Origin of the sequence: Massilia sp. 9096, from assembly GCF_000745265.1 — a bacterium.
In the GTDB taxonomy this organism is placed as follows: domain Bacteria; phylum Pseudomonadota; class Gammaproteobacteria; order Burkholderiales; family Burkholderiaceae_D; genus Telluria.
The window spans coordinates 475,936-501,969 of sequence record NZ_JQNN01000001.1; the positions used below are offsets into that span (position 1 = coordinate 475,936).

24 protein-coding genes are annotated in these 26,034 nt (G+C 66.7%); 15 read left to right on the top strand and 9 right to left on the bottom strand.

Annotation, left to right across the window (positions count from 1 at the left end):
* Positions 1 to 105 precede the first annotated feature (105 nt).
* From FA90_RS02035 to FA90_RS02070, 8 genes are all read left to right on the top strand, one after another.
* On the top strand, positions 106 to 462 hold the full coding sequence (locus FA90_RS02035; protein ID WP_051971325.1) for a DUF485 domain-containing protein: 357 nt from the start codon (positions 106 to 108) through the stop codon (positions 460 to 462).
* Positions 459 to 2,120, top strand: a complete 1,662-nt coding sequence (locus tag FA90_RS02040) for a cation acetate symporter (protein WP_036165400.1) — start codon at positions 459 to 461, stop codon at positions 2,118 to 2,120. The genes FA90_RS02035 and FA90_RS02040 overlap by 4 nt, the downstream gene beginning before the upstream one ends.
* 256 nt (positions 2,121 to 2,376) lie before the next feature.
* Positions 2,377 to 3,267, top strand: coding sequence for a methylisocitrate lyase (gene prpB, locus FA90_RS02045; RefSeq protein ID WP_036173694.1), 891 nt, complete (start codon positions 2,377 to 2,379; stop codon positions 3,265 to 3,267).
* Positions 3,268 to 3,286: 19 nt separating this feature from the next.
* Positions 3,287 to 4,450 (top strand): 2-methylcitrate synthase, encoded by a 1,164-nt coding sequence (prpC, locus tag FA90_RS02050; RefSeq protein ID WP_036165402.1) that lies wholly within the window; start codon positions 3,287 to 3,289, stop codon positions 4,448 to 4,450.
* Positions 4,434 to 4,991 (top strand): GNAT family N-acetyltransferase, encoded by a 558-nt coding sequence (locus FA90_RS02055; RefSeq protein ID WP_156116549.1) that lies wholly within the window; start codon positions 4,434 to 4,436, stop codon positions 4,989 to 4,991. Before prpC ends, FA90_RS02055 begins: the two co-directional genes overlap by 17 nt.
* A 15-nt stretch (positions 4,992 to 5,006) precedes the next feature.
* Entirely contained in the window at positions 5,007 to 7,607 is a 2,601-nt protein-coding gene (acnD, locus tag FA90_RS02060) for a Fe/S-dependent 2-methylisocitrate dehydratase AcnD (RefSeq protein ID WP_036165404.1), read from the top strand.
* Positions 7,608 to 7,616: 9 nt separating this feature from the next.
* Positions 7,617 to 8,810: a 2-methylaconitate cis-trans isomerase PrpF gene (gene prpF / locus FA90_RS02065; RefSeq protein WP_036165406.1), complete on the top strand. Its 1,194-nt coding sequence runs from the start codon at positions 7,617 to 7,619 to the stop codon at positions 8,808 to 8,810.
* A 169-nt stretch (positions 8,811 to 8,979) separates the two neighbouring features.
* The gene (locus FA90_RS02070) at positions 8,980 to 11,844 is read left to right on the top strand and encodes an EAL domain-containing protein (protein WP_036165408.1); all 2,865 of its coding nucleotides are present in this window, start codon (positions 8,980 to 8,982) and stop codon (positions 11,842 to 11,844) included.
* 3 nt (positions 11,845 to 11,847) lie between these two features.
* On the opposite strand, the gene xth is transcribed toward FA90_RS02070, so the two are convergent.
* A complete protein-coding gene (gene xth, locus FA90_RS02075) occupies positions 11,848 to 12,612 on the bottom strand; it encodes an exodeoxyribonuclease III (protein ID WP_036165410.1) in 765 nt (254 codons plus the stop codon).
* A 434-nt stretch (positions 12,613 to 13,046) separates the two neighbouring features.
* Between xth and FA90_RS02080 the strand changes: the two genes are divergently transcribed.
* The 3 genes from FA90_RS02080 to FA90_RS02090 are packed head-to-tail and all read left to right on the top strand — an operon-like array spanning position 13,047 to position 14,177.
* Positions 13,047 to 13,391 (top strand): hypothetical protein, encoded by a 345-nt coding sequence (locus tag FA90_RS02080; RefSeq protein ID WP_036165412.1) that lies wholly within the window; start codon positions 13,047 to 13,049, stop codon positions 13,389 to 13,391.
* A 13-nt stretch (positions 13,392 to 13,404) separates the two neighbouring features.
* A complete protein-coding gene (locus FA90_RS02085) occupies positions 13,405 to 13,620 on the top strand; it encodes a DUF1653 domain-containing protein (protein ID WP_036165415.1) in 216 nt (71 codons plus the stop codon).
* A gap of 59 nt (positions 13,621 to 13,679) precedes the next feature.
* Positions 13,680 to 14,177: a hypothetical protein gene (locus tag FA90_RS02090; protein ID WP_051971328.1), complete on the top strand. Its 498-nt coding sequence runs from the start codon at positions 13,680 to 13,682 to the stop codon at positions 14,175 to 14,177.
* Here FA90_RS02090 and FA90_RS02095 read toward each other — a convergent pair whose 3' ends face one another.
* Complete coding sequence (locus FA90_RS02095; protein ID WP_156116550.1) at positions 14,178 to 14,786, bottom strand: hypothetical protein; 609 nt, start codon at positions 14,784 to 14,786, stop codon at positions 14,178 to 14,180.
* 119 nt (positions 14,787 to 14,905) lie between these two features.
* The gene (locus FA90_RS02100; protein WP_036165419.1) at positions 14,906 to 16,420 is read right to left on the bottom strand and encodes a leucyl aminopeptidase; all 1,515 of its coding nucleotides are present in this window, start codon (positions 16,418 to 16,420) and stop codon (positions 14,906 to 14,908) included.
* A gap of 50 nt (positions 16,421 to 16,470) precedes the next feature.
* On the opposite strand from FA90_RS02100, the gene lptF reads away from it, so the two are divergent.
* From lptF to FA90_RS02120, 4 genes are all read left to right on the top strand, one after another.
* Positions 16,471 to 17,619 (top strand): LPS export ABC transporter permease LptF, encoded by a 1,149-nt coding sequence (gene lptF, locus FA90_RS02105; protein ID WP_036165420.1) that lies wholly within the window; start codon positions 16,471 to 16,473, stop codon positions 17,617 to 17,619.
* Positions 17,616 to 18,800 (top strand): LPS export ABC transporter permease LptG, encoded by a 1,185-nt coding sequence (gene lptG / locus FA90_RS02110; RefSeq protein ID WP_036165423.1) that lies wholly within the window; start codon positions 17,616 to 17,618, stop codon positions 18,798 to 18,800. The genes lptF and lptG overlap by 4 nt, the downstream gene beginning before the upstream one ends.
* 11 nt (positions 18,801 to 18,811) lie before the next feature.
* On the top strand, positions 18,812 to 19,189 hold the full coding sequence (locus FA90_RS02115) for a sirohydrochlorin chelatase (protein WP_036173700.1): 378 nt from the start codon (positions 18,812 to 18,814) through the stop codon (positions 19,187 to 19,189).
* Between the two features lie 103 nt (positions 19,190 to 19,292).
* Complete coding sequence (locus FA90_RS02120) at positions 19,293 to 19,778, top strand: hypothetical protein (RefSeq protein WP_036165425.1); 486 nt, start codon at positions 19,293 to 19,295, stop codon at positions 19,776 to 19,778.
* An 18-nt stretch (positions 19,779 to 19,796) separates the two neighbouring features.
* On the opposite strand, the gene cobA is transcribed toward FA90_RS02120, so the two are convergent.
* The 6 genes from cobA to FA90_RS02150 all read right to left on the bottom strand — a co-directional run bounded on the left by cobA (position 19,797) and on the right by FA90_RS02150 (position 26,004).
* Positions 19,797 to 20,546: a uroporphyrinogen-III C-methyltransferase gene (gene cobA, locus FA90_RS02125; RefSeq protein ID WP_036165427.1), complete on the bottom strand. Its 750-nt coding sequence runs from the start codon at positions 20,544 to 20,546 to the stop codon at positions 19,797 to 19,799.
* A gap of 158 nt (positions 20,547 to 20,704) precedes the next feature.
* Positions 20,705 to 22,063, bottom strand: a complete 1,359-nt coding sequence (locus FA90_RS02130) for a sulfate adenylyltransferase subunit 1 (protein WP_036165443.1) — start codon at positions 22,061 to 22,063, stop codon at positions 20,705 to 20,707.
* Positions 22,063 to 22,998 carry a sulfate adenylyltransferase subunit CysD gene (cysD, locus tag FA90_RS02135; protein WP_036165446.1) on the bottom strand — a complete coding sequence of 312 codons (936 nt, stop codon included), beginning with the start codon at positions 22,996 to 22,998 and terminating at the stop codon, positions 22,063 to 22,065. The genes FA90_RS02130 and cysD overlap by 1 nt, the downstream gene beginning before the upstream one ends.
* Before the next feature lie 27 nt (positions 22,999 to 23,025).
* Positions 23,026 to 23,742 carry a phosphoadenylyl-sulfate reductase gene (locus FA90_RS02140; protein ID WP_036165449.1) on the bottom strand — a complete coding sequence of 239 codons (717 nt, stop codon included), beginning with the start codon at positions 23,740 to 23,742 and terminating at the stop codon, positions 23,026 to 23,028.
* 14 nt (positions 23,743 to 23,756) lie between these two features.
* Complete coding sequence (locus tag FA90_RS02145; RefSeq protein ID WP_036165463.1) at positions 23,757 to 24,320, bottom strand: DUF934 domain-containing protein; 564 nt, start codon at positions 24,318 to 24,320, stop codon at positions 23,757 to 23,759.
* Positions 24,313 to 26,004, bottom strand: coding sequence for a nitrite/sulfite reductase (locus tag FA90_RS02150; protein WP_036165466.1), 1,692 nt, complete (start codon positions 26,002 to 26,004; stop codon positions 24,313 to 24,315). The genes FA90_RS02145 and FA90_RS02150 overlap by 8 nt, the downstream gene beginning before the upstream one ends.
* Between the last annotated feature and the right edge of the window lie 30 nt (positions 26,005 to 26,034).

Sequence of the window (26,034 nt, forward strand, 5' to 3'; positions counted from 1 at the left end):
AAAACAGTGCCCGCCGTAAGAATCGGGTAAGCGGACCGCCGTAGGATCACCTCAGCCTGTCAATAAAGGCACTACTAAAAATCACGAGAATGATTGGAGACAAAAGTGGAACAAGATCTCGTTCAACGGGTCAAAAGCGACCCGAATTACCATAAGCTCGTCACGACGCGCTCGCGCTACGGCTGGACCCTGGCCGTGCTGGTGCTGATCGCCTACTACGGCTTCACCCTGCTGAACGCCTTCGCCAAGTCCTTCATGGGCTCGCGTGTCGGCGAAGGCGCCATGTCCTGGGGCATTCCGCTGGGCCTGTTCGTGATCGTGTTCACGGTCGCCGTCACCGCCATCTACGTGCGCCGCGCCAACCGCGAATTCGACGCCCTGACCGAAGCGATCCAGCGCAACGCCGGCGCCGCCACCACCACCACCGCCACCGGCGCCGTCAAGCAGGAGAAAGCCGCATGAAGAACCTGCTGCGCACCTGCTCCGCCCTGGCCCTGACGGCCGCCGCCGGCGCCGCCCTGGCCGCGCCCGACGTCGGCCAGACGGTCAAGCAAGCCACCAACTACACCGCGATCATCATGTTCGCGGTGTTCGTCGTGCTGACCCTGTTCATCACCAAGTGGGCCGCCGCGCGCACCCGCTCGGCATCGGACTTCTACACCGCCGGCGGCGGCATCACCGGTTTCCAGAACGGCCTGGCGATCGCCGGCGACTTCATGTCGGCCGCATCCTTCCTGGGCATCTCGGCATCGGTGTTCGCCAACGGCTTCGACGGCCTGATCTACGCGATCGGCTTCCTGGTCGGCTGGCCGATCCTGACCTTCCTGATGGCCGAGCGCCTGCGCAACCTGGGCCGCTTTACCTTCGCCGACGTGGCCGCCTACCGCTTCGCCCAGAAGCCGGTGCGCAGCTTCGCCGCCGCCGGCACCCTGGTCACCGTGCTGTTCTACCTGATCGCGCAGATGGTCGGCGCCGGCCAGCTGATCAAGCTGCTGTTCGGCCTGGACTACTGGATCGCGGTCGTCATCGTCGGCGTGCTGATGATGGTGTACGTGCTGTTCGGCGGCATGACCGCCACCACCTGGGTGCAGATCATCAAGGCCGTGATGCTGCTGGCCGGCACGAGCTACATGGCGTTTGCGGTCCTGTCGCTGTACCACTTCAGCCCGAACGAACTGTTCGCCAAGGCCGTTGAAGTACACAGCAAGCACGAGGCGATCATGGGCCCGGGCACCTTCATCAAGGACCCGATCTCCGGCATCTCCTTCGGCATGGCGCTGATGTTCGGCACCGCCGGCCTGCCGCACATCCTGATGCGCTTCTTCACCGTTCCAAGCGCCAAGGAAGCGCGCAAGTCGGTGCTGTGGGCGACCACCTGGATCGGCTACTTCTACATCCTGGTGTTCGTGATCGGCTTCGGCGCGATCGTGCTGGTCGGCACCAACCCGGCCTTCCTGGACGCCGACGGCAAACTGCTGGGCGGCGGCAACATGGCGGCCGTGCACCTGGCCAAGGCCGTGGGCGGCAACGTCTTCCTCGGCTTCATCTCGGCCGTGGCCTTCGCCACCATCCTGGCAGTCGTGGCCGGCCTGACCCTGTCCGGCGCCTCGGCGGTGTCGCACGACATCTACTCGGTCGTCATGAAGCGGGGCCAGCCGGCCCCGGGCAGCGAACTGCGCGTCTCCAAGATCACGACGATGGTGCTCGGCCTGGTCGCCGTGTTACTGGGCATCGTGTTCGAGAAAGTCAACGTCGCCTTCATGGTGTCGCTGGCCTTCGCGATCGCGGCCTCGGCCAACTTCCCGGTGCTGTTCCTGTCCCTGCTGTGGAGCAAGTGCACGACCCGCGGCGCGACCATCGGCGGCTTCCTCGGCCTGGTCACGGCGCTGGGCCTGACCATCGTCTCGAAGTCGGTGTGGGTCGACGTGTTCCACAACAAGGATGCGATCTTCCCGTACACCTCGCCGGCGCTGTTCTCGATGATCGTCGGCTTCGTGGGCGTGTGGCTGTTCTCGATCACCGACAAGAGCCCGCGCGCGGCCATCGACAAGGCCGGCTTCGAGGCGCAGGAAGTGCGTTCGGAAACCGGTATCGGTGCTTCGGGCGCGACCGCGCACTAATCGATAAGCCATCTGAAACCGTCGTCCCGGCCCATGCCGGCACGACGGTTTTTTTACGTCCTAGCTTCTCTTTGCTGTTTCGCTGTGCCGTTTCGGTGTTCCAGTTTGAAACATCGTGAAACGCTGCCACGCTCGCCTTGCTTGCCGCGTGCGCCCAAGTCCTTGAAAATCCAGCCTGTCGTGCCGTCGCGGCGATTGGCACGGTCCTTGCAAATACTGGGTGGTCATCCACGAATGCATCGAGAAAGGCAAGACCATGAGCCAACCATCCGCAGGCGCCCGATTCCGCCTGGCCGTGCAGGAAGAGCACCCGCTGCAAGTCGTGGGCGCGATCAACGCCAACCACGCGCTGCTGGCCAAGCGCGCCGGCTACCGCGCCATCTACCTGTCGGGTGGGGGCGTCGCGGCCGGGTCGCTGGGCCTGCCCGACCTGGGCATTTCCGGCCTGGAAGACGTGCTGATCGACGTGCGCCGCATCACCGACGTGTGCGACCTGCCGCTGCTGGTCGACGTCGACACCGGCTTCGGCGCCTCGGCCTTCAACGTCGCGCGCACCGTGCGCTCGCTGGCCAAGGCCGGCGCCGCCGCCTGCCACATCGAAGACCAGGTCGGCGCCAAGCGCTGCGGCCACCGCCCGGGCAAGGAAATCGTCAGCCAGGGCGAGATGGTCGACCGCATCAAGGCCGCGGCTGATGCGCGCCTCGACGACGACTTCGTGATCATGGCGCGCACCGACGCGCTGGCGGTCGAAGGCCTGGACAAGGCGGTCGAGCGCGCGGTGGCCTGCGTCGAAGCCGGCGCCGACATGATCTTCCCGGAAGCGATCACCAGCCTGGAGATGTACAAGCGCTTCAAGGAAGCGGTCAAGGTGCCGATCCTGGCCAACATCACCGAGTTCGGCGCGACGCCGTTGTTCACGGTGGACGAGCTGCGCGGCGCCGACGTCGACATCGTGCTGTACCCGCTGTCGGCCTTCCGCGCGATGAACAAGGCGGCCGAGAACGTCTACACCGCGATCCGCCGCGACGGCACCCAGCAGAACGTGGTCGACACCATGCAGACGCGCGCCGAACTCTACGACCGCATCGACTATCACAGCTTCGAGCAGAAGCTCGACGCGCTGTTCGCCCAGAACAAGACGAAATAAGCCAACGAGGAGACACGACATGAGCGAAACCAACAAGACCGAAGCCGCCACGTTCAAACCGAAGAAATCGGTCGCGCTGTCCGGCGTCGCCGCCGGCAATACCGCGCTGTGCTCGGTGGGCCGCTCCGGCAACGACCTGCATTACCGCGGCTACGACATCCTGGATGTGGCCACCAACAGCGAGTTCGAGGAGATCGCCTACCTGCTGGTGCACGGCAAGCTCCCCAACGACGGCGAACTGCGCGGCTACAAGGCCAAGCTGAAGTCCTTGCGCGGCCTGCCGCAGGCGGTCAAGGCGGCGCTGGAAACGCTGCCGGCCGGCGCCCACCCGATGGACGTGATGCGCACCGGCGCCTCGGTCCTGGGCTGCGTGCTGCCCGAGAAGGACGACCACAACGTCGCCGGCGCGCGCGACGTGGCCGATCGCCTGATGGCCTCGTTCGGCTCGATGCTGCTGTACTGGTACCACTACAGCCACAACGGCAAGCGCATCGACGTCGAGACCGACGACGACTCGATCGGCGGCCATTTCCTGCACCTGCTGCATGGCTTCAAGCCGCCCGAGGCCTGGGTCAAGGCGATGCATACCTCGCTGATCCTGTACGCCGAGCACGAGTTCAACGCCTCGACCTTCACCGCGCGCGTGATCGCCGGCACCGGCGCCGACATCCACTCGGCGATCACCGGCGCGATCGGCGCGTTGCGCGGCCCGAAGCACGGCGGCGCCAACGAAGTCGCGCTGGACATCCAGAAACGCTACGAAAACGCCGACGAAGCCGAGGCCGACATCCGTGCGCGCGTGGCCAACAAGGAAGTGGTGATCGGCTTCGGCCACCCGGTCTACACCATCTCGGATCCGCGCAACAAGGTAATCAAGGAAGTGGCGCGCTCGCTGTCGCAGCAGGGTGGATCGATGAAGATGTTCGACATCGCCGAGCGCCTGGAATCGGTCATGTGGGAAGTCAAGAAGATGTTCCCGAACCTGGACTGGTTCTCGGCCGTGTCGTACCACATGATGGGCGTGCCGACGGCGATGTTCACGCCGCTGTTCGTCATCGCGCGCACCTCGGGCTGGTCGGCCCACGTGATCGAGCAGCGTATCGACAACAAGATCATCCGTCCGAGCGCCAACTACGTCGGCCCGGAAGACCTGCAGTTCGTGCCGCTTGCCGAGCGTAAATAAGCCGATGGACAGCGGCGCCATCGACGTCCGCCGGCTCGGCCCCGCCGACGTGGCCCAGTACCGCAGCCTGCGCCTGGCCAGCCTGCGCGAGCATCCGTATGCCCACGGCCCGGACTATCGCGAGGCGATGGCGCAGGACGAGGCCTGGCATGCCAGGCGCCTGGCCAGGCAGGATTACACCTGGTTCGGCGCGTTCGACAATGCGCTCGAGGCCCCATCCTTGGTCGGCGCGATCTGCCTGCGCGCCAAGGAAGGCAGCCGCCTGCACCACACGGCCAGCCTGAACAGCCTGATGGTCGCAAGCAGTCACCAGCGCGCAGGCATCGGCCGCCTGCTGGTCGCGCACCTGATCGAGCACGCGCGCGGGTGCGCGCACCTGCGCCGCCTGACGCTCTCGCTCATCGACGGCAACGCACCGGCCCTGCGCCTGTACGAGCGCGCCGGCTTCACCCAGTTCGGCTTCGAGCCGGACGCCATCTTCCACGAGGGCGGGTACCGCGCGCAGCGCCACCTGCACCTCTCATTGATTGCACCTGAATGACCGCATCGAATTAATATGAATTCCCAATATCGCAAGCCCCTGCACGGCACCAATCTGCACTACTTCGACGCGCGTGCCGCGGTCGAGGCCATCCAGGTCGGGACCTGGGATGGCCTGCCGTACACCTCGCGTGTGCTGGCCGAAAACCTGGTGCGCCGCTGCGAGCCGGCCGCGCTCGTCCCGTCGCTCAGGCAAATCATCGAGCGCAAGCGCGACCTCGACTTTCCCTGGTTCCCCGCGCGCGTGGTGTGCCACGACATCCTCGGCCAGACCGCGCTGGTCGACCTGGCCGGCCTGCGCGACGCCATCGCGCTGCAAGGGGGCGACCCGCGCCTGGTCAACCCGGTGGTGCCGACCCAGCTGGTGGTCGACCACTCGCTGGCGGTCGAATGCGGCGGCTTCGATCCGGACGCGTTCGAGAAGAACCGCGCGATCGAGGACCGCCGCAACGAAGACCGCTTCGACTTCATCAACTGGACCAAGCTGGCGTTTCAAAACGTCGACGTGATCCCGCCGGGGAACGGCATCCTGCACCAGATTAACCTGGAGCGCATGAGCCCCGTCGTGCAGGTCAAGGATGGCGTGGCTTTCCCGGACACGCTGGTCGGCACCGACTCGCACACGCCGATGGTCGATGCGCTGGGCGTGATCGCGATCGGCGTCGGCGGCCTGGAAGCGGAGAGCGTGATGCTGGGCCGCGCTTCCTACATGCGCCTGCCGGACATCGTCGGCGTCGAGCTGACCGGCAGGCCGCAGGAAGGCATCAGCGCCACCGACATCGTGCTGGCGCTGACCGAGTTCCTGCGCAAGTCGAAAGTGGTGTCCGCCTACCTCGAGTTCCATGGCGAAGGCGCAAGCAACCTGACGCTGGGCGACCGCGCCACCATCTCGAACATGGCCCCGGAATACGGCGCCACCGCGGCCATGTTCGCCATCGACGAGCAGACCATCAAGTACCTCAAGCTCACCGGGCGCGACGACGATCTCGTCAAGCTGGTCGAGAGCTATGCGAAGGAAACCGGGCTGTGGGCCGACACGCTCGAGAACGCGCAGTACGAGCGCAGCTTGCGCTTCGACCTGTCGAGCGTGGTGCGCAACATCGCCGGCCCGTCCAATCCGCACAGGCGCGTGCCGACGTCCGAGCTGGCGGCCCAGGGCATCGCCGGCACGGTCGAGAACGAGCCGGGCAGGATGCCGGACGGCGCCGTGATCATCGCCGCCATCACCAGCTGCACCAACACCAACAACCCGCGCAACATGATCGCCGCGGGCCTGCTGGCGCGCAACGCCAACCGGGCCGGCCTGCTGCGCAAACCCTGGGTGAAGTCGTCGCTGGCGCCGGGGTCCAAGGCGGTGGCGCTGTACCTGGAAGCGGCGGGCCTGCTGCCGGAGCTGGAACAGCTGGGCTTCGGCATCGTCGCCTTTGCCTGCACGACCTGCAACGGCATGTCGGGCGCGCTCGACCCCGTGATCCAGCAGGAGATCGTCGAACGCGATTTGTATGCGACCGCGGTCCTGTCCGGCAACCGCAACTTCGACGGCCGCATCCATCCGTACGCCAAGCAAGCCTTCCTGGCCTCGCCGGCGCTGGTGGTGGCGTATGCGATCGCCGGCACGATCCGCTTCGACATCGAGAAGGACGTGCTGGGCACCGACGCCAATGGTAAGGAGATCCGCCTGGCCGACCTGTGGCCGAGCGACGCCGAGATCGACGCCGTGGTCGAGCAATCGGTCAAGCCGCAGCAGTTCCGCAACGTGTACGACGTGATGTTCGCGCGCCAGGAAAGCGCCGCCACGGAAGTCAGCCCGCTGTACGACTGGCGTCCCATGAGCACCTACATCCGCCGTCCGCCTTACTGGGAGGGCGCGCTGGCCGGCGAACGGTCGCTCGAGGGCATGCGGCCGCTCGCGGTCCTGGGCGACAACATCACCACCGACCATTTGTCGCCATCCAACGCCATCATGTTGGACTCGGCCGCCGGTGAATACCTGCATAAGATGGGCTTGCCGGAAGAGGACTTCAATTCCTACGCGACCCACCGCGGCGACCACCTGACCGCCCAGCGCGCGACCTTCGCCAACCCGACGCTGAAGAACGAGATGGTGCGCGACATCGCCGGCGCCGTCAAAGCCGGGTCTTTGGCGCGCATCGAGCCGGAAGGGAGAATCACGCGCATGTGGGAAGCGATCGAGACCTACATGGAGCGCAAGCAGCCCTTGATCGTGATCGCCGGCGCCGACTACGGCCAGGGTTCCTCGCGCGACTGGGCCGCCAAGGGGGTGCGCCTGGCCGGGGTCGAGGCCATCGTCGCCGAAGGCTTCGAGCGCATCCACAGGACCAACCTGGTCGGCATGGGCGTGCTGCCGCTCGAATTCCAGCCGGGCGTGACGCGCCTCATGCTGGCCATCGACGGCAGCGAGACCTTCGACGTGGTGGGCGAGCGCACGCCGCGCGCGACGCTGACGCTGCGCATTCACCGCAAGAGCGGCGAAACCGTCGAGGTGCCGGTCACCTGCCGCCTCGACACCGCCGAGGAGGTGTCGATCTACGAGGCCGGCGGCGTGCTGCAGCGCTTCGCGCAGGACTTCCTGGCGACCACCAAGGTCGCGGCATAAGGAAACGACATGGCCTATACCCCACAAATCAAGATTCCCGCCACCTACATGCGCGGCGGCACCAGCAAGGGCGTGTTCTTCCGCCTGCAGGACCTGCCCGAAGCCGCGCAGGTGCCCGGCGCCGCGCGCGACCAACTGTTGATGCGCGTGATCGGCAGCCCCGACCCCTACGGCAAGCAGATCGACGGCATGGGCGGCGCCACTTCCAGCACCAGCAAGACCGTCATCGCGGCCAGGAGCACGCGTCCCGGCCACGACGTCGACTACCTGTTCGGCCAGGTCTCGATCGACAAGGCCTTCGTCGACTGGAGCGGCAACTGCGGCAACCTGTCGGCGGCGATCGGCCCGTTCGCGATCGCCAGCGGCTTCATCGACCCTGCGCGCATCCCAACCAACGGCACGGTCACGGTGACGATCTGGCAGGCCAATATCGGCAAGACCATCGTCGCCCACGTGCCGATCGCGAACGGCGAGGTGCAGGAGACGGGCGACTTCGAACTCGACGGCGTGACCTTCCCGGCGGCCGAGGTCCAGCTCGAATTCATGGACCCGGCGGCGGAAGCCGAAGGCGAGGGCGGCGGCGCGATGTTCCCGACCGGGAACCTGGTCGACGCGCTGGAAGTGCCGGGCGTCGGCACGCTCGAGGCCACGCTGATCAATGCCGGCATCCCGACCATCTTCGTCAACGCCGCCGACATCGGCTACAGCGGCGCCGAACTGCAGGACGCGATCAATGGCGACCCGAGGGCGCTGGCGATGTTCGAGACGATCCGGGCCTATGGCGCGATGCGCATGGGATTGATCGAGCACGTGGAGGAAGCCGCGCGCCGCCAGCACACGCCCAAGGTGGCCTTCGTGGCCCCGCCGGCCGGGTACACGTCGTCGAGCGGCAAGCAGGTGCAAGCCGAAGACATCGACCTGCTGGTGCGCGCGCTCTCGATGGGCAAGCTGCACCACGCGATGATGGGCACGGCCGCGGTCGCGATCGGCACCGCCGCGGCGATTCCCGGCACCCTGGTCAGCCTGGCCGCGGGCGGGCGCGCGCACGAAGCCGTGCGCTTCGGCCACCCGTCCGGCACCTTGCGCGTCGGCGCCGAAGCGAAACAGGAGGGCGGCGACTGGATCGTCACCAAGGCGGTGATGAGCCGAAGCGCCCGCGTGCTGATGGAAGGCTGGGTGCGCGTTCCCGGGGATACGTTCTGAATCGACACGAGTGAGCTGGCGTCAAAGCGCAGGAAAGGGCAATGGATGTTGCATAAAGGCATCATCCGTTGCCCTTTTTTTGTTGTTCAGTTAATGTCCTGACAGATGTCGGTTATCATCCTGGCCACACCGAGCGGCCCGGGTACGCGGGCCTCAGCATGGAACTGGGATGGATCGTGTAACGAGCAAACCGGCCGTCGTGGCCGAGGCGTTGGCGTTGATCGCAGCGCCGGCATGCGCCTGCGATGCGCAGGGCGTGGTGTGGTCGGCGAATGCCGCCATGCGGGAGCTGGTCGGGGCCGAAATCGAAGGGCGCAACCTGGCCGCGCTGTTCCACGTGCCGGCCGTGGCCGCCTCCGAGATGCGCCTGGCGCTGGCTGGAGAGCGGCACTGGAGCGGCCTGCTTGCCGGCGGCGCCGACATGCCCGAGGCGCGTGCGGTCGAGGTGCACGCGCGCCCGTTGCCGCTCGCGGCCGGCGGCGCCGGCGCCACCTTCGTGTTCTCCGAGATGAGGGCGCCGGCCGAGGTCCAGGCCGGCCTGAGCGCGCGCCTGCTGGAACAGGCCACGGTGCTCGAGCATGCGCCGGTCGGCATCGTCGTCTCGCTGCCGCACCTGATCAAGTCGTGCAATCCGCGCATGGCCGGGATGCTCGGCTACACGGTCGAGCAGCTGGTCGACAGCGATCCGGCCGACGTCTTCATGACCCCGGCGGCTTACATGGGATTCGTCGAGGAGGCGGTCGCCGTGCTGACCACCGGCGCCCTGTTCGAGAAAGCCGAGATCCAGCTGCGCCGGCGCGACGGCAGTGCGCTCTGGTGCCGCATCCGCGCCAAGGCGGTCGACATGCGCTCGCGCCAGGCCGGCACGGTCTGGATCGTCGAAGACGTCAGCGAGGCGCGCCAGGCGCTGATCGAGAACCGCGCGATCATGACCAATGCCGCGATCGCCATCATCTTCACGCGCGATCGTGTGATCACCCGCTGCAACGGCAGCTTCACCGAAATGTTCGGCTACGCCGGCGACGAGGCGATCGGCATGTCCACGCGCGCGCTCTACCCGAGCACGGACGACTTCGACAGGCTGGGCACGCACGCGTATGGCGTGCTGGGGCAGGGCACGCCGGTGCACGTCGAACTGGACGCGGTGCGGCGCGACGGCACCCGCTTCTGGGCCAAGCTGATCGGTTACGCGGTCAATCCGCACGACCCTGGCCAGGGGACGATCTGGATGATCGAGGACCGCACGCGCCAGAAGCGCGACGAGCAAGCGCTGCGCAACGCGCTGCTGGAAAACCGCGCCATCCTCGACAACGCCGTGCTCGGCATCGCCGTGGTCGAGGACGGGCGCACGCTGCACTGCAACCGCAAGATGGAAGCGCTGTTCGGCTACGACGCCGGCCACGTCGACGGGGTCAAGGTGCGTGCCCTGTATCCGGACGACGCCACCTGGATGGCGGCGCGCGCGCAGAGCCGGCGCGACTTCGAGGCCGGACGCGTGCACATGGCCGAGCACCAGATGGTGCGCGCCGACGGCACCCGTTTCTGGGCGCGCCTGTTCGGACGGCCGTTCGACCTGGCCGAGCATGGCGGGCGCAGCGTCTGGCTGATCGACGACGTCACCGCCCAGCGCGAAGCCGCCGACGCCTTGCGCCAGGCGCGCGACGAGCTCGAAGTGCGGGTCGGCGAGCGCACCGCCGAGCTGCAGGCCGAGATCGTCGAGCGGCGCCAGGCCGAGGCGCGCGTGCACCACATGGCCTACCATGACGCGCTGACCGGGCTGCCCAATCGCGCGCTGCTGTCCGAGCGGCTCGATCGCGCACTGCTGGCGGCGCGCCACGACGGCCGCAAACTGGCGCTGCTGTTCATCGACCTGGACCGCTTCAAGACCATCAACGATTCGCTCGGCCACCCGGCCGGCGACTACCTGCTCAAGGAAGTCGCCGCCCGCCTGGGCCGCGTGGTGCGCGCGACCGACACCGTGGCGCGCCTGGGCGGCGACGAATTCGTGGTGCTGGTGCCGGGCGTGCGCGCGCTCGACGATTGCGGCGTGGTCGGCGACAAGATCATCGAGGCGCTCGCCGACCCGGTCGAATTCGAGGGCCGCAGCCTGCACATCTCGCCCTCGATCGGCATCTGCCTGTACCCGGACGATGGCGAGGACGTGGCCAGCCTGATGCGCAAGGCCGACGCCGCGATGTACCAGGCCAAGGCGGCCGGCCGCAACAATTATCAGTTCTATGCCGAGCGCGAGAACGTCGCCGCCGAACGCCATTTCGAGCTCGAGACGCGCCTGCGCGGGGCCTTGGCCCGCGACGAATTCGAACTGTTCTTCCAGCCGATCGTGGCCACCGGCGATTGCCGCGTGCGCGGCCTGGAAGTGCTGCTGCGCTGGCGCGGTCCGAACGGCGTGCTGGTCGCACCGGACGACTTCATCCCGATCCTGGAAGAGAACGGCCTGATCGTGCAGGTGGGGGAGTGGGTGATCCGTGCGGCCTGCGAACAGGCGCTGGCCTGGCGCCGCGCCGGCTTGCCGCCGGTGCCGCTGGCGATCAACCTGTCGGCGCGCCAGTTCATGCACCGCGGCCTGCCGCTGGCGGTGCGCAGCATCGTCGACGAGACCGGCATCGATCCGGGCCAGCTCGAATTCGAGATCACCGAGACCGCGCTGATGCAGCACGGCGGCCACACGCTCGAGACGCTGGGCCAGATCAACGCCATGGGCATCCGCCTGTCGATCGACGATTTCGGCACCGGCTACTCGAGCCTGGCCTACCTGAAGCGCTTCCCGGTCCACAAGATCAAGATCGACCGCGCCTTCGTGCGCGAGCTCGAGGCCAGCAGCGAAGACCAGGCGATCGTCGCGGCGATCATGGCGCTGGCCGGCAGCCTCGGGCTGTCGGTGGTGGCCGAGGGCGTCGAGACCGAAGGCCAGCTGGCGCTGCTGCGCCATCATGGCTGCGAGTATGCGCAGGGCTACCTGTTCGCGCGGCCGGTGCCGGCGGCGCAGGTGCCGGCGCTGCTGGCGCCGGCCTAGGGGTCACTCGATGGTCGCGATGACCGGGGTGTGATCGGACGGCTGCTCCCACTTGCGCGGTTCGCGGTCGATGGTGCAGGCGGTGCAGCGCGCGGCCAGCGCCTTTGAGAGCAGGATGTGGTCGATGCGCAGGCCGCGGTTGCGGCGGAACGCCATCTGGCGGTAGTCCCACCAGCTGTACTGTTTTTCCGGCTGCTCGAACAGGCGGAAGGCGTCGCTCAGGCCCAGGCCCAGCAGGGCGCGCAGCGCCTCGCGCTCCGGGTCCGAGCAGTGGATCTGGCCGGCCCACTCGGCCGGGTCGTGCACGTCGCGGTCGTCGGGCGCGATGTTGTAGTCGCCCAGGATCGCGAACTGCGCGTGCGCCGCCATCTCTTCCTTGACCCAGGTGCGCAGCGCGTCCAGCCAGGCCATCTTGTAGACGAACTTGTCGGAGTCGAGCGCCTGGCCGTTCACGACATAGGCGCAGATCACGCGCACGCCCTGCACGGTGGCGGCGATCAGGCGCTGCTGCTCGTCCGGGAAGTGCGGGTTGTTGCGCACCACGTCGGTCAGTTCATGCCTGGACAGGATCGCCACGCCGTTGTAGGTCTTCTGGCCGGTGAACGCGACCTGGTAGCCGGCCGCGTTGATCTCGTCGACCGGGAATTTGTCGTCGGTGAGCTTGGTCTCCTGGATGCAGAGCACGTCGACCGGGTTGGTTTGGAGCCACTGCAGCAGGTGCGGCAGGCGCACTTTGAGGGAGTTGACGTTCCAGGTTGCTATCTTCATGTTGTGTAGTCTCTTTCAGGTCGTGCGGCCCGCTTGCGGGCGCCGCGCATGATACCAGCTTGCTCGACGCCCGCCGGCCGGCACGGCGGCTCCGGCCGGCAGCACACTCCATGTGGCGGCTTCTCAAGGCTGCGCCTGTTAACGGTGCAACACCCGGTGCACGATTGCCACTATTTGCGCGAATTACAACGAAATTGGCGTAGAATTATTGCTCGGTGGTTAGATTGCATGTGTGGGTGTGGTCAAGCGGTCCGAACTGTGACATGATGTAACAATGCCGGCAAGTAATGAGGCGTGTCAGTATCGTTTGCTGCCGCAAGAGAAAAATTGCAGTAAGCCAACGTACCTTGTAGTATTGGCATAAGACAAGCCAAGTATCCGTAAGCACCCAACCGTGCTTGTTAGGTAACGATCAGCTTTATAAAAGGACAGCAATGCGCCAAGCATTCGAAGCATGGGCCCAACGCGATGGCCATATTGTCCGGCGCCGCGAGGACAAGCCGGAAGAGTATCTGGTATATGAAACCCAGCGCCGCTGGTTGATCTGGCAAGCTGCGCTGACCCATGGCCAGAAGCCGGCCGACGCAGTGCAGAAAGCCGGCCCGGCCGCCGAGCCGCAAAAGATGCTGGCCGACGAGGCCGCGGTGCGCAACAGCGTGCTCAATGAAGTGCTGGACGCATTCAGCGAGCTCGACGACAACGCCGGCGTGGAAGGCATCGTCAAGGTCATCCAGAACCTCAAGAAAAAGACCCGCCCACAGGTCGAAGAGAAAGTCTGACGCGTCGCCGCCGATGCGTTATCGCCACTACAAGGGCGGCATCTACGACCTGGTCTGCGAAGCCGAGCTGGAAGCGGACCACGCGCCCGTGATCGTGTATCGCGGGCCGGACGGACGGACCTGGGTTCGCCCGAAGGCCGCGTTTTTCGAAACGGTCGAGGTCGACGGCGCGCAGGTCGCGCGCTTTGCTCTCCTCGATACGCCGGCCGATGCATCCGCAGCGCCCTGAGCGCTCATGTCTTTCCGAATGCTGCCGTAAACAGCCAGACATGCATTCCGGATGACGCCATGTCCCATCGATTTTTCCCTCGCGCCTGCGCGCACGCGTGCGCGCCTGCATTGTTCGCTGCACTGGCCGCTGCCCTGGCCGGCTGCGCCAGCATGGGCGAGCTCCCGACCCAGCAACTCGAACTCCACGCCATCCTCGATCACCGCGAAGTCGCCGGCGTCGGCTGCGTGCTGGCCAACAGCGCCGGACGCTGGTTCGTGGTGGCGCCGGGCCGCATCACGGTGCAGCGCAGCCGCGATCCTTTGACGGTCGATTGCGCGCGCGACGGCGCCAGCGCGGTCGAAGTCGCGCCGGCGCGCGCCACCGGCCTCATCGACGGGGACAAGCTGATCGGCAAGCTGGTCGTCAAGGCCGGCCTGGATGGCTACGTCAGCCGCTTCGACGGCGCCGGCGTCGCGTATCCCAACGTGCTGACCGTGCTGCTGCGTCCGGCCAGGCCGCAGTCCCGGGAGCAGGCGGCGCAGGCGGATGCGGACCAGGGCAACGTGATGTTCTGATCAGCCGCCGGCAGGAACGATTTCCACTTCCAGTTTGTCGACGACGGTCTTCACCAGCCGGCTCCTGGGGAGGGCATTGCCCTTGTCGATTTCGCCGCGCGCCCAGCCCGTGAAAAGCGTTTGCATCGCCGCATCGACGGCTTTCCCGTCCGGACGCATGATCGTCAGCACTCTCACGGCAGGCTGCTTGCGGTAGTTCGTGTGCAGCACGGCCAGCGCAACCACGGCGCCGCCGCGGCCTTGCGTGATCACGGCCGCTTCCTGGCTGGCGTTGTGGGCTTCGGCGCCGGAATAGAAATATTCGCCATGGTCCAGCGCGACCTCCGGTCCGGGAATGCCGAGCAGGTGCGGCACGTAGTCGCCCAGCAGTTTGCTGTCGTCGGAGACGGCGCCCGGCGGCGAGCCGGCGGTGGGACCGAAAGGATTGGCCTGCTTGCCCAGTGCCTGCTTGAGGTGGACCGCCACGGCGTCGCGCGTGCCGTCGTAATGCCATTGCAGGTCGCTTGCCGGGTGAGCGCGGCTGCCGAACGCGCCGTCAGGGGCGGCGCCGGCGGCGGCCCCGGCCAGCAGGGCTGCCAGCGTCGCCGGCACGAGCATTGCAAGTTTCATGGACATCTCCAGGGCGGAAATCGTTCAGGAATTATATTGAACGACGACCCGCGCGCGCAGGCTGCGCCACGAAAAACGGACGCCGCAGCGTCCGTTCGATCATGCCTCGCGCCAGCCGCTCATACGCGGTTGAGCAGGAAGGTGGTCAGCAGCGGCACCGGACGGCCGGTCGCGCCCTTGGCCGCGCCCGACTTCCAGGCGGTGCCGGCGATGTCCAGGTGCGCCCACGCGTAGTTGCGCGTGAAGTTTTCCAGGAACGCCGCGGCGGTGCAGGAAGCGCCGCCCGGGCTGCCGATGTTGGCCAGGTCGGCGAAGTTCGACTTCAGCTGCTCGTTGTACAGCTCGCCGATCGGCAGGCGCCAGGCGGTGTCGCCGGCCTGGCGGCCGGCATCCATCAGCTCCTCGGCCAGCGCGTTGTGCTGGTCGTCATGGCGCGTGAACAGGCCGGAGTTGTGGTGGCCCAGGGCCACGATGCAGGCGCCGGTCAGCGTCGCGATGTCGACCACGGCGGCCGGCTTGAAGCGCTCGGCGTAGGTCAGGGCGTCGGCCAGCACCAGGCGGCCTTCGGCGTCGGTGTTGAGGATCTCGATGGTGGTGCCGTTCATCGCGGTGACGATGTCGCCCGGCTTGGTGGCGCGGCCCGACGGCATGTTTTCGCAGGCGGCGACGATGCCGATCACGTTCAGCTTGATGTTCATCTCGCCGATCGCGCGGAAGGTGCCCAGCACCGAGCCGGCGCCGCACATGTCGTACTTCATCTCGTCCATGCCGGGACCCGGCTTGATCGAAATGCCGCCGCTGTCGAAGGTGATGCCCTTGCCGACCAGGACGGTCGGTGCGTCGCCCTTTTTGCCGCCCATGTGCTTGAGGACGATGAACTTCGGCGGCTCCTCGCTGCCGCGGGTGACCGACAGGAAGCTGCCCATCTTGAGCGCCTCGAGCTGCTTGCGGTCCAGGATCTCGACGTCGAAGTTGTAGTCCTCGGCCAGCTTGCGCGCGGTATTGGCGAGATAAGTCGGGGTGCAGACGTTCGGCGACAGGTTGCCCAGTTCCTTGGTCAGGTTCATGCCGTTGGCGATCGCAATCGATTGCGCCAGCACGGTTTTCAGGTGCGCGCCGTTCGCACCGGCTGCCGGCACGGCGATGGTCAGCTTGCGCACGCCGGCAATCGCCGGATCCTTCTTGCTCTTTTGCGCGTCGGTGCGGAATTCGGCTTCGTTGGCGGCGATGACCATCGCGCGGATCGCCCAGTTCAGGTCGCGGCCTTTCACATTCTCCAGCGGGAATGCGATAATGCCATCCTGCGCGCCCAGCGTGGCGAAGGTTTTCAGGGCAGCGCCGACGGCGCCCGTAAAGCTTTTCTCGCCGATCGCACCGACCGCGTCGTCCGCGCCCATGCCGACCAGCAGGACGCGCGCGGCGGTCACGCCGGCCACGCCGCGCAGCAGCAGGGTGGAACCGGTCTTACCGGAGATGTCGCCCGACTTGACGGCCGCGCTGATGTCGCCGTTCAGGTCGAGGGCTTTGGCTGCCTCCGACAATTTCTTGTTCTCGAACACGGCCACCGCCACGCAGCCGGACTTGGCTGCGGTCAGCGTGTTTTTTGTGTCGAATGCTTTTATGCTAAAGTCCATTTTGTTCTCCGTGTGTGCTTGACTGCCTAACCTGCAATTATAACTAGCGAATGATTTTCCGACGCGCCCTACAGCGTGAATTGGCCAGCGTGGCCGGCGCCACCTTCACCATCCTGTTTTCGATCCTCGTGACCTGGACCCTGATTTCGATCCTGGGGCGGGCCGCGGGCGGCAAGGTCGCATCGAGCGACGTGCTGGCCCTGATCGGTTTCGCGGTGCTGAATTATCTGCCAACCATCCTCGTCCTCACCAGTTTTATTTCGGTGCTGGCCGTGGTCACGCGCAGCTACCGCGATTCCGAAATGGTCGTCTGGTTTGCCTCCGGCCAGTCGCTGAGCCGCTGGGTCCGCCCGGTGATGGTGTTCGGCCTGCCGATCGCGGCGGTGGTCGCGGTGCTGTCGCTGGTGGCGGTGCCCTGGGCCCAGCTCAAGAGCAACGAATTCACCGAGCGCTTCGAAAAGCGCGAAGACCTCAAGCGCGTGGCGCCCGGCCAGTTCCGTGAATCGGCCGCGACCAACCGCGTGTTCTTCGTCGAAAGCGCCGGCGGCCACACCAACACCATCGTGCAGAACGTGTTCGTCAACACGGTCGACAATGGCGTGGCCACCACCGTGGTCGCCAAGCAGGGCCAGATCGAGCCGGACGGCAAGGGTGGCCAGTACCTGGTGCTGCGCAACGGCCGGCGCTACCAGGGTACGCCGGGCAAGGCCGATTTCCAGGCGATGGAGTTCGAGCGTTACCGCATGCGCGTCGGCAGCGCTGGTCCGGTGCTGGGCGATTCCGGCGTCACCGGCTTGTCGACCGCGGCGCTAGTGGCCATGCCGCACAACCGCTACGGCGACGCCGAGCTGCAATACCGCGTGACCGCGCCGATCATGTGCGTGGTGCTGATGCTGCTGGCGATCCCGCTCGGCTTCGCCAACCCGCGCGCGGGCGCGGCCGCCAACCTGATCCTGGCGGTGCTGATCTTCTTTACCTACCTGAACCTGACCAAGGTGGCCGAGAACGCGGTCAAGCAGGGCAAGCTGCACCTGGCCATGTCCTGGTGGCCGCTGCACCTGCTGGTGCTCCTGATCGTGGCGGGCCTGTTCGCCTGGCGCTTGAACGTGCACAGCCGCTGGCATCCGAGCATGCTGGCCAATGCCTGGAAACGCCGCCGCCTGCTGCAAAGCGGCGCCGCGCCGGAGGGCCGCGCATGAAGACCCTGCAGCGCTACTTCTTCGTCAGCATCACCCAGGCCGTGGCCTTCGCGCTGGTCGGCCTGATCGGCCTGATCGCCTTCATGGACCTGACCCAGGAGCTGCCGTCGGTCGGCAAGGGCGGCTACCTGCTGCAGCATGCGATGCTGTACGTGCTGCTGCTGTTGCCGGGCCATATCTACGAGGTGATGCCGGTGGCCGCGCTGTTCGGCACCATCTACACGATGGCGCAGTTCGCCCAGAGCTCGGAATTCACGATCATGCGCGCGTCCTCGATGTCGACCCAGATGGCGGCCTGGATGCTGGCCAAGATCGCGGTGGTGTTCGTGGTGATCACCTTCATCTTCGGCGAGCTGGTCACGCCGCGCACCGCGCCGCTGGCCGAGCGCGTGCGCCTGTCCGCGCGCGGTGCGACCGTGTCGGCCGAATTCCGCTCGGGGATGTGGACCAAGGACGTGGTCCATGCCGGCGGCCTGAAGAGCGCCGTCACCGGCTCGCGCTTCTTCAACGCTCGCCAGATCCAGCCGGACGGCTCGCTGCGCGACGTCCACATCTACGAGTTCGACAACAGCATGCGCATGCGCTCGCTGCTCACTGCGGCCAGCGCCAACTTCATGGGCAACGGCGTCTGGCGCCTGCAGGACGTGACCGAGAACGTATTTTCCAACAGCCGCGTGCTGCCCGAGCCGGGCGCGCCGGTGCCGAGCGGGCAGACCGTCCAGAGCACCTTCGGCCTCGATACGGCGGCGGTCGCGACGCGCAAGCTGCCGTCGTTCGACCTGACCTCGGAAATCACCCCGAAGATCCTGTCGGTCTCGCGTTCCGACCCGGAACGCATGTCGGCCAACGAGCTGGCGGTCTACACGCGCCACCTGGCCGAGAACCGCCAGGAGACCGAGCGCTTCAAGATCGCCTTCTGGAAGAAGCTGATCGCACCGCTGTCGATCTTCGTGATGATGGCGATCGCGCTGCCGTTCGGCTACCTGCAGACGCGCAGCGGCGGCGTCAGTCTCAAGATCTTCATCGGCATCATGATCGGCGTGAGCTTCATGCTGATCGACTCGCTTTTTTCTCATATCGGCCTGCTGTCGACCTGGCCGGCTTTCCTCACGGCCGCCGCGCCCAGCCTGCTGTTCCTGCTGCTGGCGATTGCGGCGCTGCGATGGGTGGAGCGTCACTGATGGAGGTATCGATGGACAAGGCCCTGATTTTGTTCGCGCATGGCGCGCGCGCGCCCGGCTGGGCGGCGCCGTTCCAGCGCCTGCGCGAGCTGACCGCGGCGCGCCGCCCGGACGTGACGGTGTCGCTGGCGTTCCTGGAGCTGATGACGCCCAGCCTGCCGGACGAAGTGGCCGGCCTGGTCGCGCGCGGCGTGCGCGAGGTGACCGTGGTGCCGGTGTTCCTGGGGCAGGGCGGGCATCTGCTGCGCGACCTGCCGCAACTGCTCGAAGGCTTGCACACCGCCTACCCCGGGGTCGCGTTTACGACCGTGGCGGCGGTCGGCGAAGACCCGGGCGTGCTGGCGGCGATGGCCGAATACTGCCTGTCCGCGCTCGGCGCCACGGTTTAGCACGGGGTAACGTCAAGCGGCGACGCATCCTTGCGCCGCATCATGTCGGTAGCCGGTAGCCGCCGTTTGACAGTCTCGGCAGCAACGCCGACACTGCCCCGTCATGTCTTCCCCACTCAAATTCAAGGTCTGGTTCGACGCCGCCGCGCGCGCGTTCGGTGGGCGGCTGCGGCGCTCAATCTGGTTGCCGCGGCGGCTGGTCGAGCTGCGCTGCGCACATCGCCTGGACCGCATGGGTGCGCGCCTGCAACGCATGCGCACGCGCATCGACGCGATGTCGGCGCATCTCGACGGCGGCGCGCCGGACCGCCCCGCATGGGATGACCGGTCCGATGGCGCACCGGTCGGCGCAACGCGGCGCCTGCCGGCCGAGCGCGAAGGCAACCTGCGGCGCATGCTGGCCGGCCTGCGTGAGGAAATCGCGACCATGCGGCGCGAGCTGGCGCGCTGGCATCTGCAGGAATGCGGCGGACGCACCGGCGCACGCCTTGGGCAGGCCCTGGAACGGGTGAACGGGATCGCGGTCGCCACCAGCAGCGCCGCGCTGGCGCTGGAAGCCAGGCTGGCCGCGCACGCTGCGGCCGATTGATCTAATCGCGCAGGGGGTTCAAGCGTCGCGCGCCGCATCGTCCGGCTGGTGTTCGCGCCGCGACAGCGCCTCGCCGATCATCACCAGCACCGGGCCGCCCGCCGCATCGGGGCCCGCATCGAGTCCCTGGGCCAGGTCGGCCAGCGTCAGGCGCAGCACGCGCTCGTCCGGGCGGCTGCAGTTTTCCACCGCGATCACCGGCAGGCCGGGACGGCGTCCCTGAGCCAGCAGGCGCTCGGCGGTGGCGGCGGCTTCGCGCCCGCCCATGTACTGCACCATGGTGTCGGTTTCCGGCAGGGCAGGGTGCTCGGGATGGTCCGGCGCTGTGCTGGAGGTGAAAAAGGCGACGCTGCGCGCCACGCCGCGCTTGGTCAGCGGCTGTTTGGTCGCGGCGGCGGCGGCCACCGCGGTGGTGATGCCGGGGACGACCTCGACCTCGATGCCTTCAAGCTCGAGCGCGCGTAATTCCTCGTCGGCGCGCCCGAACAGCATCGGATCGCCGCCTTTCAAACGCACGATGCGTTGGTACTTGCGCGCACACTCGACCAGCTGCTCGTTGATGACCGCCTGTGCGGTCGAGCGCTGGCCGGAGCGTTTGCCGACCGAGATCTTGTCGGCGTGCTCGCACAGGGCGAGCATCTCGGGCGTCACCAGCGCGTCGTACAGCACCACGTCGGCCTGCGCCAACAGGCGTGCGCCACGCACGGTGATCAGGTCAGCTGCGCCGGGACCGGCTCCAACCAAGTACACTTTTCCCAGCCCAGCCATATTCCCTCTTGTTTTCGTTTGCACACACGCGACGTCTCGGGGCATCGAGAAACCGTCGCGAGCGGCCGCAGATTTGGCCGAGAAGCGCAGCCGTACTTAGGGTACGGCGAGCATCGCAGGCCGAAGCTGCAACGCGCAGCAGGTTTATCGAGCCCCCATCAGAGACGTATCATACCGGCGGCAACAGTCTGGTGGGTGATTTCATCGATCAGGATGAATGCCCCCGTCGCACGGATCGCTTCATACGCATCCGCCGCCAGCGGCTGCTGCACCGTCAGCTCGATGCGCGCGATGTCGTTCAGCTTCAGGCCGGCGGCCGGATTGTCCGGCGTGCTGCGCTGCTGGGTGTTGACGTCGAGGATGCTCTGCACCGCCTTGACCTTGGCCATGGTCGACCGCGTGCCGTGCTTGATCCAGTACTTGCGGCGCACGTCGAGCGGCTCGTCGGCCATCCAGCAGACGTCGGCCTGCACCTGCTTGAGCAGCGTCGCCGGTTGCTCCGCGCCCGCCAGCACGTCACCGCGCGAGACGTCGACGTATTCGTTCAGCAGCAGCGTGATCGACTGTCCGGACACGGCGCTTTGCAGCTCGCCATCGAACGTATGGATCGCCTTGACGGTCGCCTCGACGCCGGACGGCTGCACCACCAGCTTGTCGCCGACCGATACCTTGCCCGACTCGATCCGCCCCATGTAGCCGCGGAAGTCGTTGGCCTCGTGGCCGTTGTGGCGCGCCACCAGCTGCACCGGAAAGCGGAACGGGGCGGTGTGCGCCTCGTCATACACCGAGATGCCTTCCAGCAGTTCGATCAGGGTCGGGCCTTCGTACCACGGCATGTTGTCGCCGCGCTCGACGACGTTGTCGCCGGCCAGCGCCGACAGCGGGATCGCGGTGATGTCGGTCAAGCCCAGGCTGCCGGCGAACTCGGTGTAGGCCGCGACGATGCGGTCGTACACGCTGCGGTCGTAGTTCACCAGGTCCATCTTGTTGACGGCGACGATCACGTGCTCGATCTGCAGCAGCTTGGCGATGGTCGAGTGGCGCTTGGTCTGCACCAGCAGTTCCACGGAACCGTCGCCGCTGTCTCCATCATTCAGCTTCACTTTCGACACGTCGACCAGGATGATGACCGCGTCGGCGGTCGAGGCGCCGGTCACCATGTTGCGGGTGTACTGCTCGTGCCCCGGCGTATCGGCGATGATGAACTTGCGCTTCGGCGTGGCGAAATAGCGGTAGGCGACGTCGATGGTGATGCCTTGCTCGCGCTCGGCTTCCAGGCCGTCGGTCAGCAGCGACAGGTCGATGGTGTCGCCGACGGTGCGCTTGTGCTTCGAGCGCGAGACGGCGGCCAGCTGGTCGGCGAAGATGCCTTTGCTGTCGAACAGCAGGCGGCCGATCAGCGTGCTCTTGCCGTCGTCGACGGAGCCGGCGGTGATGAAGCGCAGCAGCGAGGCTTGCCCCGACTGGTCGGCGGCGTGGTTCAACTCGGTTTTATGTTCAGCGGTAGCGGCGTTCATCAGAAATATCCTTGCTTCTTGCGTTTTTCCATCGACGCTTCCGAGGTCTGGTCGTCCATGCGGGTGGCGCCGCGCTCGGTGATCTGGGTGATCGCGGTCTCGGCGATGATGGCGCCGACCGTGCTTGCATCGGACGACACCGGGCAGGTGCACGAGATGTCGCCGACGGTGCGGAAGCGGACCGTCTGCGTCTCGACCGTTTCGCCCTCGCGCGCGGGCGTGATCGGGGTCAGCGGCACCAGCAGGCCATTGCGCGGGATCACCTGGCGCTGGTGCGCGTAGTAGATCGAGGGCAGGGCCAGTTGTTCGCGGGCGATGTACTGCCAGACGTCCAGTTCGGTCCAGTTCGAGATCGGGAACACGCGCATGTTCTCGCCCGGGTGGACGCGGGTGTTATACAGGTCCCACAGTTCCGGACGCTGGGCCTTCGGGTCCCACTGGCCGAATTCGTCGCGGAACGAGAAGATGCGCTCCTTGGCGCGCGCCTTTTCCTCGTCGCGGCGGGCGCCGCCGATGCAGGCGTCGAAGCCGTGCTCGGCGATGGTTTCCAGCAGCGTCACCGCCTGGGCGGCGTTGCGCGAGTCCGTCTGCGGATTGCGCAGGCGCACGGTGCCCTTCTTGATCGAATCCTCGACCGAGCCGACGATCAGGCGCTCGCCGAGTTCCGCCACGCGCGCGTCGCGGAAGGCGATGACTTCGTCGAAGTTGTGGCCGGTGTCGATGTGGACCAGCGGGAAGGGGAATTTGCCGGGGCGGAAGGCCTTTTCGGCCAGGCGCAGCAGCACCACCGAGTCCTTGCCGCCGGAGAACAGCAGGGCCGGGTTCGAGCATTCCGCCGCGACTTCGCGCAGGATGTGGATCGCTTCGGATTCGAGGGCGTCGAGGTGGCGCGCATTCACATCACCGAGCGCCGGAGTGTCACTGAAGGTCGTCATGTTGTTGCCTTGTTGTGGGCCGCAAGCCTATGCAGCCACGGATTTGATGCGAATGAGTTTGCCGTCGACCAGGTGCAGGCCGCATTCCTTGGAATCGGCGCTTTCCCACCACCAGCGGCCGGCGCGCACGTCTTCGCCCGGCTGGATCGCGCGGGTGCAGGGTTCGCAGCCGATCGACGGGTAGCCGCGGTCGTGCAGGGCGTTGTAGGGCACGTCGTTGGCGCGGATGTAGTCCCACACGTCGGCCTCGAGCCAGTCGGCCAGCGGGTTGAACTTCTGCATGCCGTGCGCCGCGTCGTCTTCCTGCACGGCCAGTTCGGCGCGCGTGGTCGACTGGCTGCGGCGCTGGCCGGTGATCCAGGCCTTCTTGCCCTCCAGCGCGCGGCCCAATGGTTCGACCTTGCGCACCTGGCAGCACGCCTTGCGCATCTCGACGCTGTCGTAAAAGGCGTTCAGGCCGTTCTTGCTCACGTACTCGTCGACCAGTTCCGCGCGCGGCTGGTAGATCGCGATCTCGTGGCCGTACCTGGCCTTGACCGCGTCCAGCACGGCCAGCGTTTCCTTGTGCAGGCGGCCGGTCTCGAGCGAGAAGATGCCGATGGGGAGGCCGGCTTTCAGAATCAGGTCGGTCAGCACCATGTCCTCGGCGGCCAGGCTCGATGCGAACACGGCCGGCGAGTAGTCGCGCGCCACCCGCTCGAGGATGGCGCGCGTGGCGGAGACCTTGGCGTTCAGGTCGCTCATGATGTTCCCGGGGTTCAGATGCCCGCGCCGGCGTCGCTGTGCTCGGGCGGCACGTCGCGGTGATGGCGGCGGAACAGCGGCAGCGGCTGGTCGACCGCGGCCTGGTAGGTTTCGGAAAACACGCTCAAGCCCTTGAGCGCGTCATGGATGTTGCGGTCCGGGCGCGTGGCGTAGGCGTCGAAGCCGCAGCGCTGCATTTGGAACAGCTGGTCGCGCAGCACGTCGCCGATCGCGCGCAGCTCGCCGCGAAAGCCGAGGCGCTTGCGCAGGTTGTAGGCGATCGAGTAACCGCGGCCGTCGCTGAACTTGGGGAAGTCGACGGCGACGACGGCGAACTTGGCCAGGTCGTCCTTGATCGTGGTGGCGAGCTGGTCGGAGGCCAGCCAAACGCCGATTTCCGCACGTGCCGCCAGCGTCTCGCGCTGGGCCAGCCAGACCGTGCTCGGCACGATCACGCGGCCGGCCGGGACCTCGACCGCTTCCGGGGTTTCACCCTCGGCCAGGCGCAGGACGGTCCAGTCGTCGCTGACGACGTCGCGTCCCTTGATGATCTGCGGATGCTGTTGAAACTCAGGCATGTTGGTCTTCTCCGACGGCCAGTTCGCCCGCCGCGATCGGCGTGGCATACACATATTCCTTGAACGGGTTGACCCCGAGGCGCGCTGCGACGTCGATGAAGCGCTCGCCATCGACGCGGTTCTTGACGTACACGTCGAGCAGGCGCCCGACCACTTCCGGCATCTGCGTGGCCGAGAACGACGGGCCGATGATCTTGCCGATCGACGCCTGGTTGCCTTGCGCGCCGCCGATCGAGACCTGGTACCACTCGGCCCCGTCCTTGTCCACGCCCAGCACGCCGATGTGGCCGACGTGGTGGTGGCCGCAGGCGTTGATGCAGCCCGAGATATTCAGTTCGATGTCGCCGATGTCGTGCTGGAAGTCGAGGTCGTCGAAGCGCTTGGCGATGGCGGCCGCGATCGGGATCGATTTCGCGTTCGCCAGCGCGCAGTAGTCGCCGCCCGGGCACGAGATCATGTCGGTCAGCAGGCCGATGTTCGGCGTGGCCAGGCCTTTGCTCTTGGCCTGTTCCCACACTTCGAACAGTTTGCCCTGCTCGACGTCGGCCAGCACCAGGTTCTGCTCGTGGGTCACGCGCAGTTCGCCGAAGCTGTACTTGTCGGCCAGGTCGGCCACGAAATCCATCTGCTCGGCGGTGGCGTCGCCCGGCGGCACGCCGGTTTTCTTGAGCGACAGCACGACCGCGGCATAGCCCGGCACCTTGTGCGGCTTGACGTTGCGCTGCAGCCAGTTGGCGAAGGCGCGGTTGTCTTCGTGGCCGGCGTTCAGCGCCTGGTTGCCCAGCTGCGCGTACGGCTTCGGATCGAAGTAGGCGGCGACGCGGTCCAGTTCTTCCTGGGTCAGGGTTTCCGGGCCACCCTTCAGGTCGGCGAATTCGGCTTCCACCAGGCGCGCGAATTCCTCGGCGCCCACGGCTTTCACCAGGATCTTGATGCGCGCCTTGTACTTGTTGTCGCGGCGGCCGAACTGGTTGTACACGCGCATCACGGCTTCGGTGTAGGTCAGCAGGTCTTGCCAGGGCACGAAGGTGTTGATCACGCTGCCCAGGATCGGGGTGCGGCCCAGGCCGCCGCCGACCATGAACTTGAAGCCGATGTCGCCCGCCTCGTTGCGCACCGCGGTCAGGCCGATGTCGTGCATCGCGATCGCGGCGCGGTCTTCCACGGCGCCGTTGAAAGCGATCTTGAACTTGCGCGGCAGGGCGATGAATTCGGGGTGGAAGGTGCTCCACTGGCGCATGATTTCGCAGAACGGACGCGGATCGATGATCTCGTCCGCGGCCACGCCGGCGTACTCGTCGGTGGTCGTGTTGCGGATGCAGTTGCCCGAGGTCTGGATCGCGTGCATCTCGACCGACGCCAGGTCGGTCAGGATGTCCGGCGTCTGCTCCAGTTCGATCCAGTTGAACTGGATGTTCTGGCGCGTCGTGAAGTGGCCGTAATTGCGGTCGTACTTGCGGGCGATGTGGGCGAACATGCGCATTTGCGCAGTCGACAGCAGGCCGTAAGGCACGGCGATGCGCAGCATGTAGGCATGGCGCTGCATGTACAGGCCGTTCTGCAGGCGCAGCGGCAGGAATTCTTCTTCGGTCAGCTCATCGGCGAGGCGGCGCTGGACCTGGTCGCGGTACTGGGCGATGCGTTCGCGTACGATGAGATGGTCGTATTTGTCGTAACGGTACATGGTTTGATCCTGGTGGAACCTGTCGGGCCG

Coding starts and splice junctions, on each gene's coding strand:
- FA90_RS02040 (WP_036165400.1), top strand. CDS start 459: ATGAAGAACCTGCTGCGCACCTGCTCCGCCCTGGCCCTGACGGCCGCC.
- prpB (WP_036173694.1), top strand. CDS start 2,377: ATGAGCCAACCATCCGCAGGCGCCCGATTCCGCCTGGCCGTGCAGGAA.
- prpC (WP_036165402.1), top strand. CDS start 3,287: ATGAGCGAAACCAACAAGACCGAAGCCGCCACGTTCAAACCGAAGAAA.
- acnD (WP_036165404.1), top strand. CDS start 5,007: ATGAATTCCCAATATCGCAAGCCCCTGCACGGCACCAATCTGCACTAC.
- prpF (WP_036165406.1), top strand. CDS start 7,617: ATGGCCTATACCCCACAAATCAAGATTCCCGCCACCTACATGCGCGGC.
- FA90_RS02070 (WP_036165408.1), top strand. CDS start 8,980: ATGGATCGTGTAACGAGCAAACCGGCCGTCGTGGCCGAGGCGTTGGCG.
- xth (WP_036165410.1), bottom strand. CDS start 12,612: ATGAAGATAGCAACCTGGAACGTCAACTCCCTCAAAGTGCGCCTGCCG.
- FA90_RS02080 (WP_036165412.1), top strand. CDS start 13,047: ATGCGCCAAGCATTCGAAGCATGGGCCCAACGCGATGGCCATATTGTC.
- FA90_RS02085 (WP_036165415.1), top strand. CDS start 13,405: ATGCGTTATCGCCACTACAAGGGCGGCATCTACGACCTGGTCTGCGAA.
- FA90_RS02090 (WP_051971328.1), top strand. CDS start 13,680: ATGTCCCATCGATTTTTCCCTCGCGCCTGCGCGCACGCGTGCGCGCCT.
- FA90_RS02095 (WP_156116550.1), bottom strand. CDS start 14,786: ATGAAACTTGCAATGCTCGTGCCGGCGACGCTGGCAGCCCTGCTGGCC.
- FA90_RS02100 (WP_036165419.1), bottom strand. CDS start 16,420: ATGGACTTTAGCATAAAAGCATTCGACACAAAAAACACGCTGACCGCA.
- lptF (WP_036165420.1), top strand. CDS start 16,471: ATGATTTTCCGACGCGCCCTACAGCGTGAATTGGCCAGCGTGGCCGGC.
- lptG (WP_036165423.1), top strand. CDS start 17,616: ATGAAGACCCTGCAGCGCTACTTCTTCGTCAGCATCACCCAGGCCGTG.
- FA90_RS02115 (WP_036173700.1), top strand. CDS start 18,812: ATGGACAAGGCCCTGATTTTGTTCGCGCATGGCGCGCGCGCGCCCGGC.
- FA90_RS02120 (WP_036165425.1), top strand. CDS start 19,293: ATGTCTTCCCCACTCAAATTCAAGGTCTGGTTCGACGCCGCCGCGCGC.
- cobA (WP_036165427.1), bottom strand. CDS start 20,546: ATGGCTGGGCTGGGAAAAGTGTACTTGGTTGGAGCCGGTCCCGGCGCA.
- FA90_RS02130 (WP_036165443.1), bottom strand. CDS start 22,063: ATGAACGCCGCTACCGCTGAACATAAAACCGAGTTGAACCACGCCGCC.
- cysD (WP_036165446.1), bottom strand. CDS start 22,998: ATGACGACCTTCAGTGACACTCCGGCGCTCGGTGATGTGAATGCGCGC.
- FA90_RS02140 (WP_036165449.1), bottom strand. CDS start 23,742: ATGAGCGACCTGAACGCCAAGGTCTCCGCCACGCGCGCCATCCTCGAG.
- FA90_RS02145 (WP_036165463.1), bottom strand. CDS start 24,320: ATGCCTGAGTTTCAACAGCATCCGCAGATCATCAAGGGACGCGACGTC.
- FA90_RS02150 (WP_036165466.1), bottom strand. CDS start 26,004: ATGTACCGTTACGACAAATACGACCATCTCATCGTACGCGAACGCATC.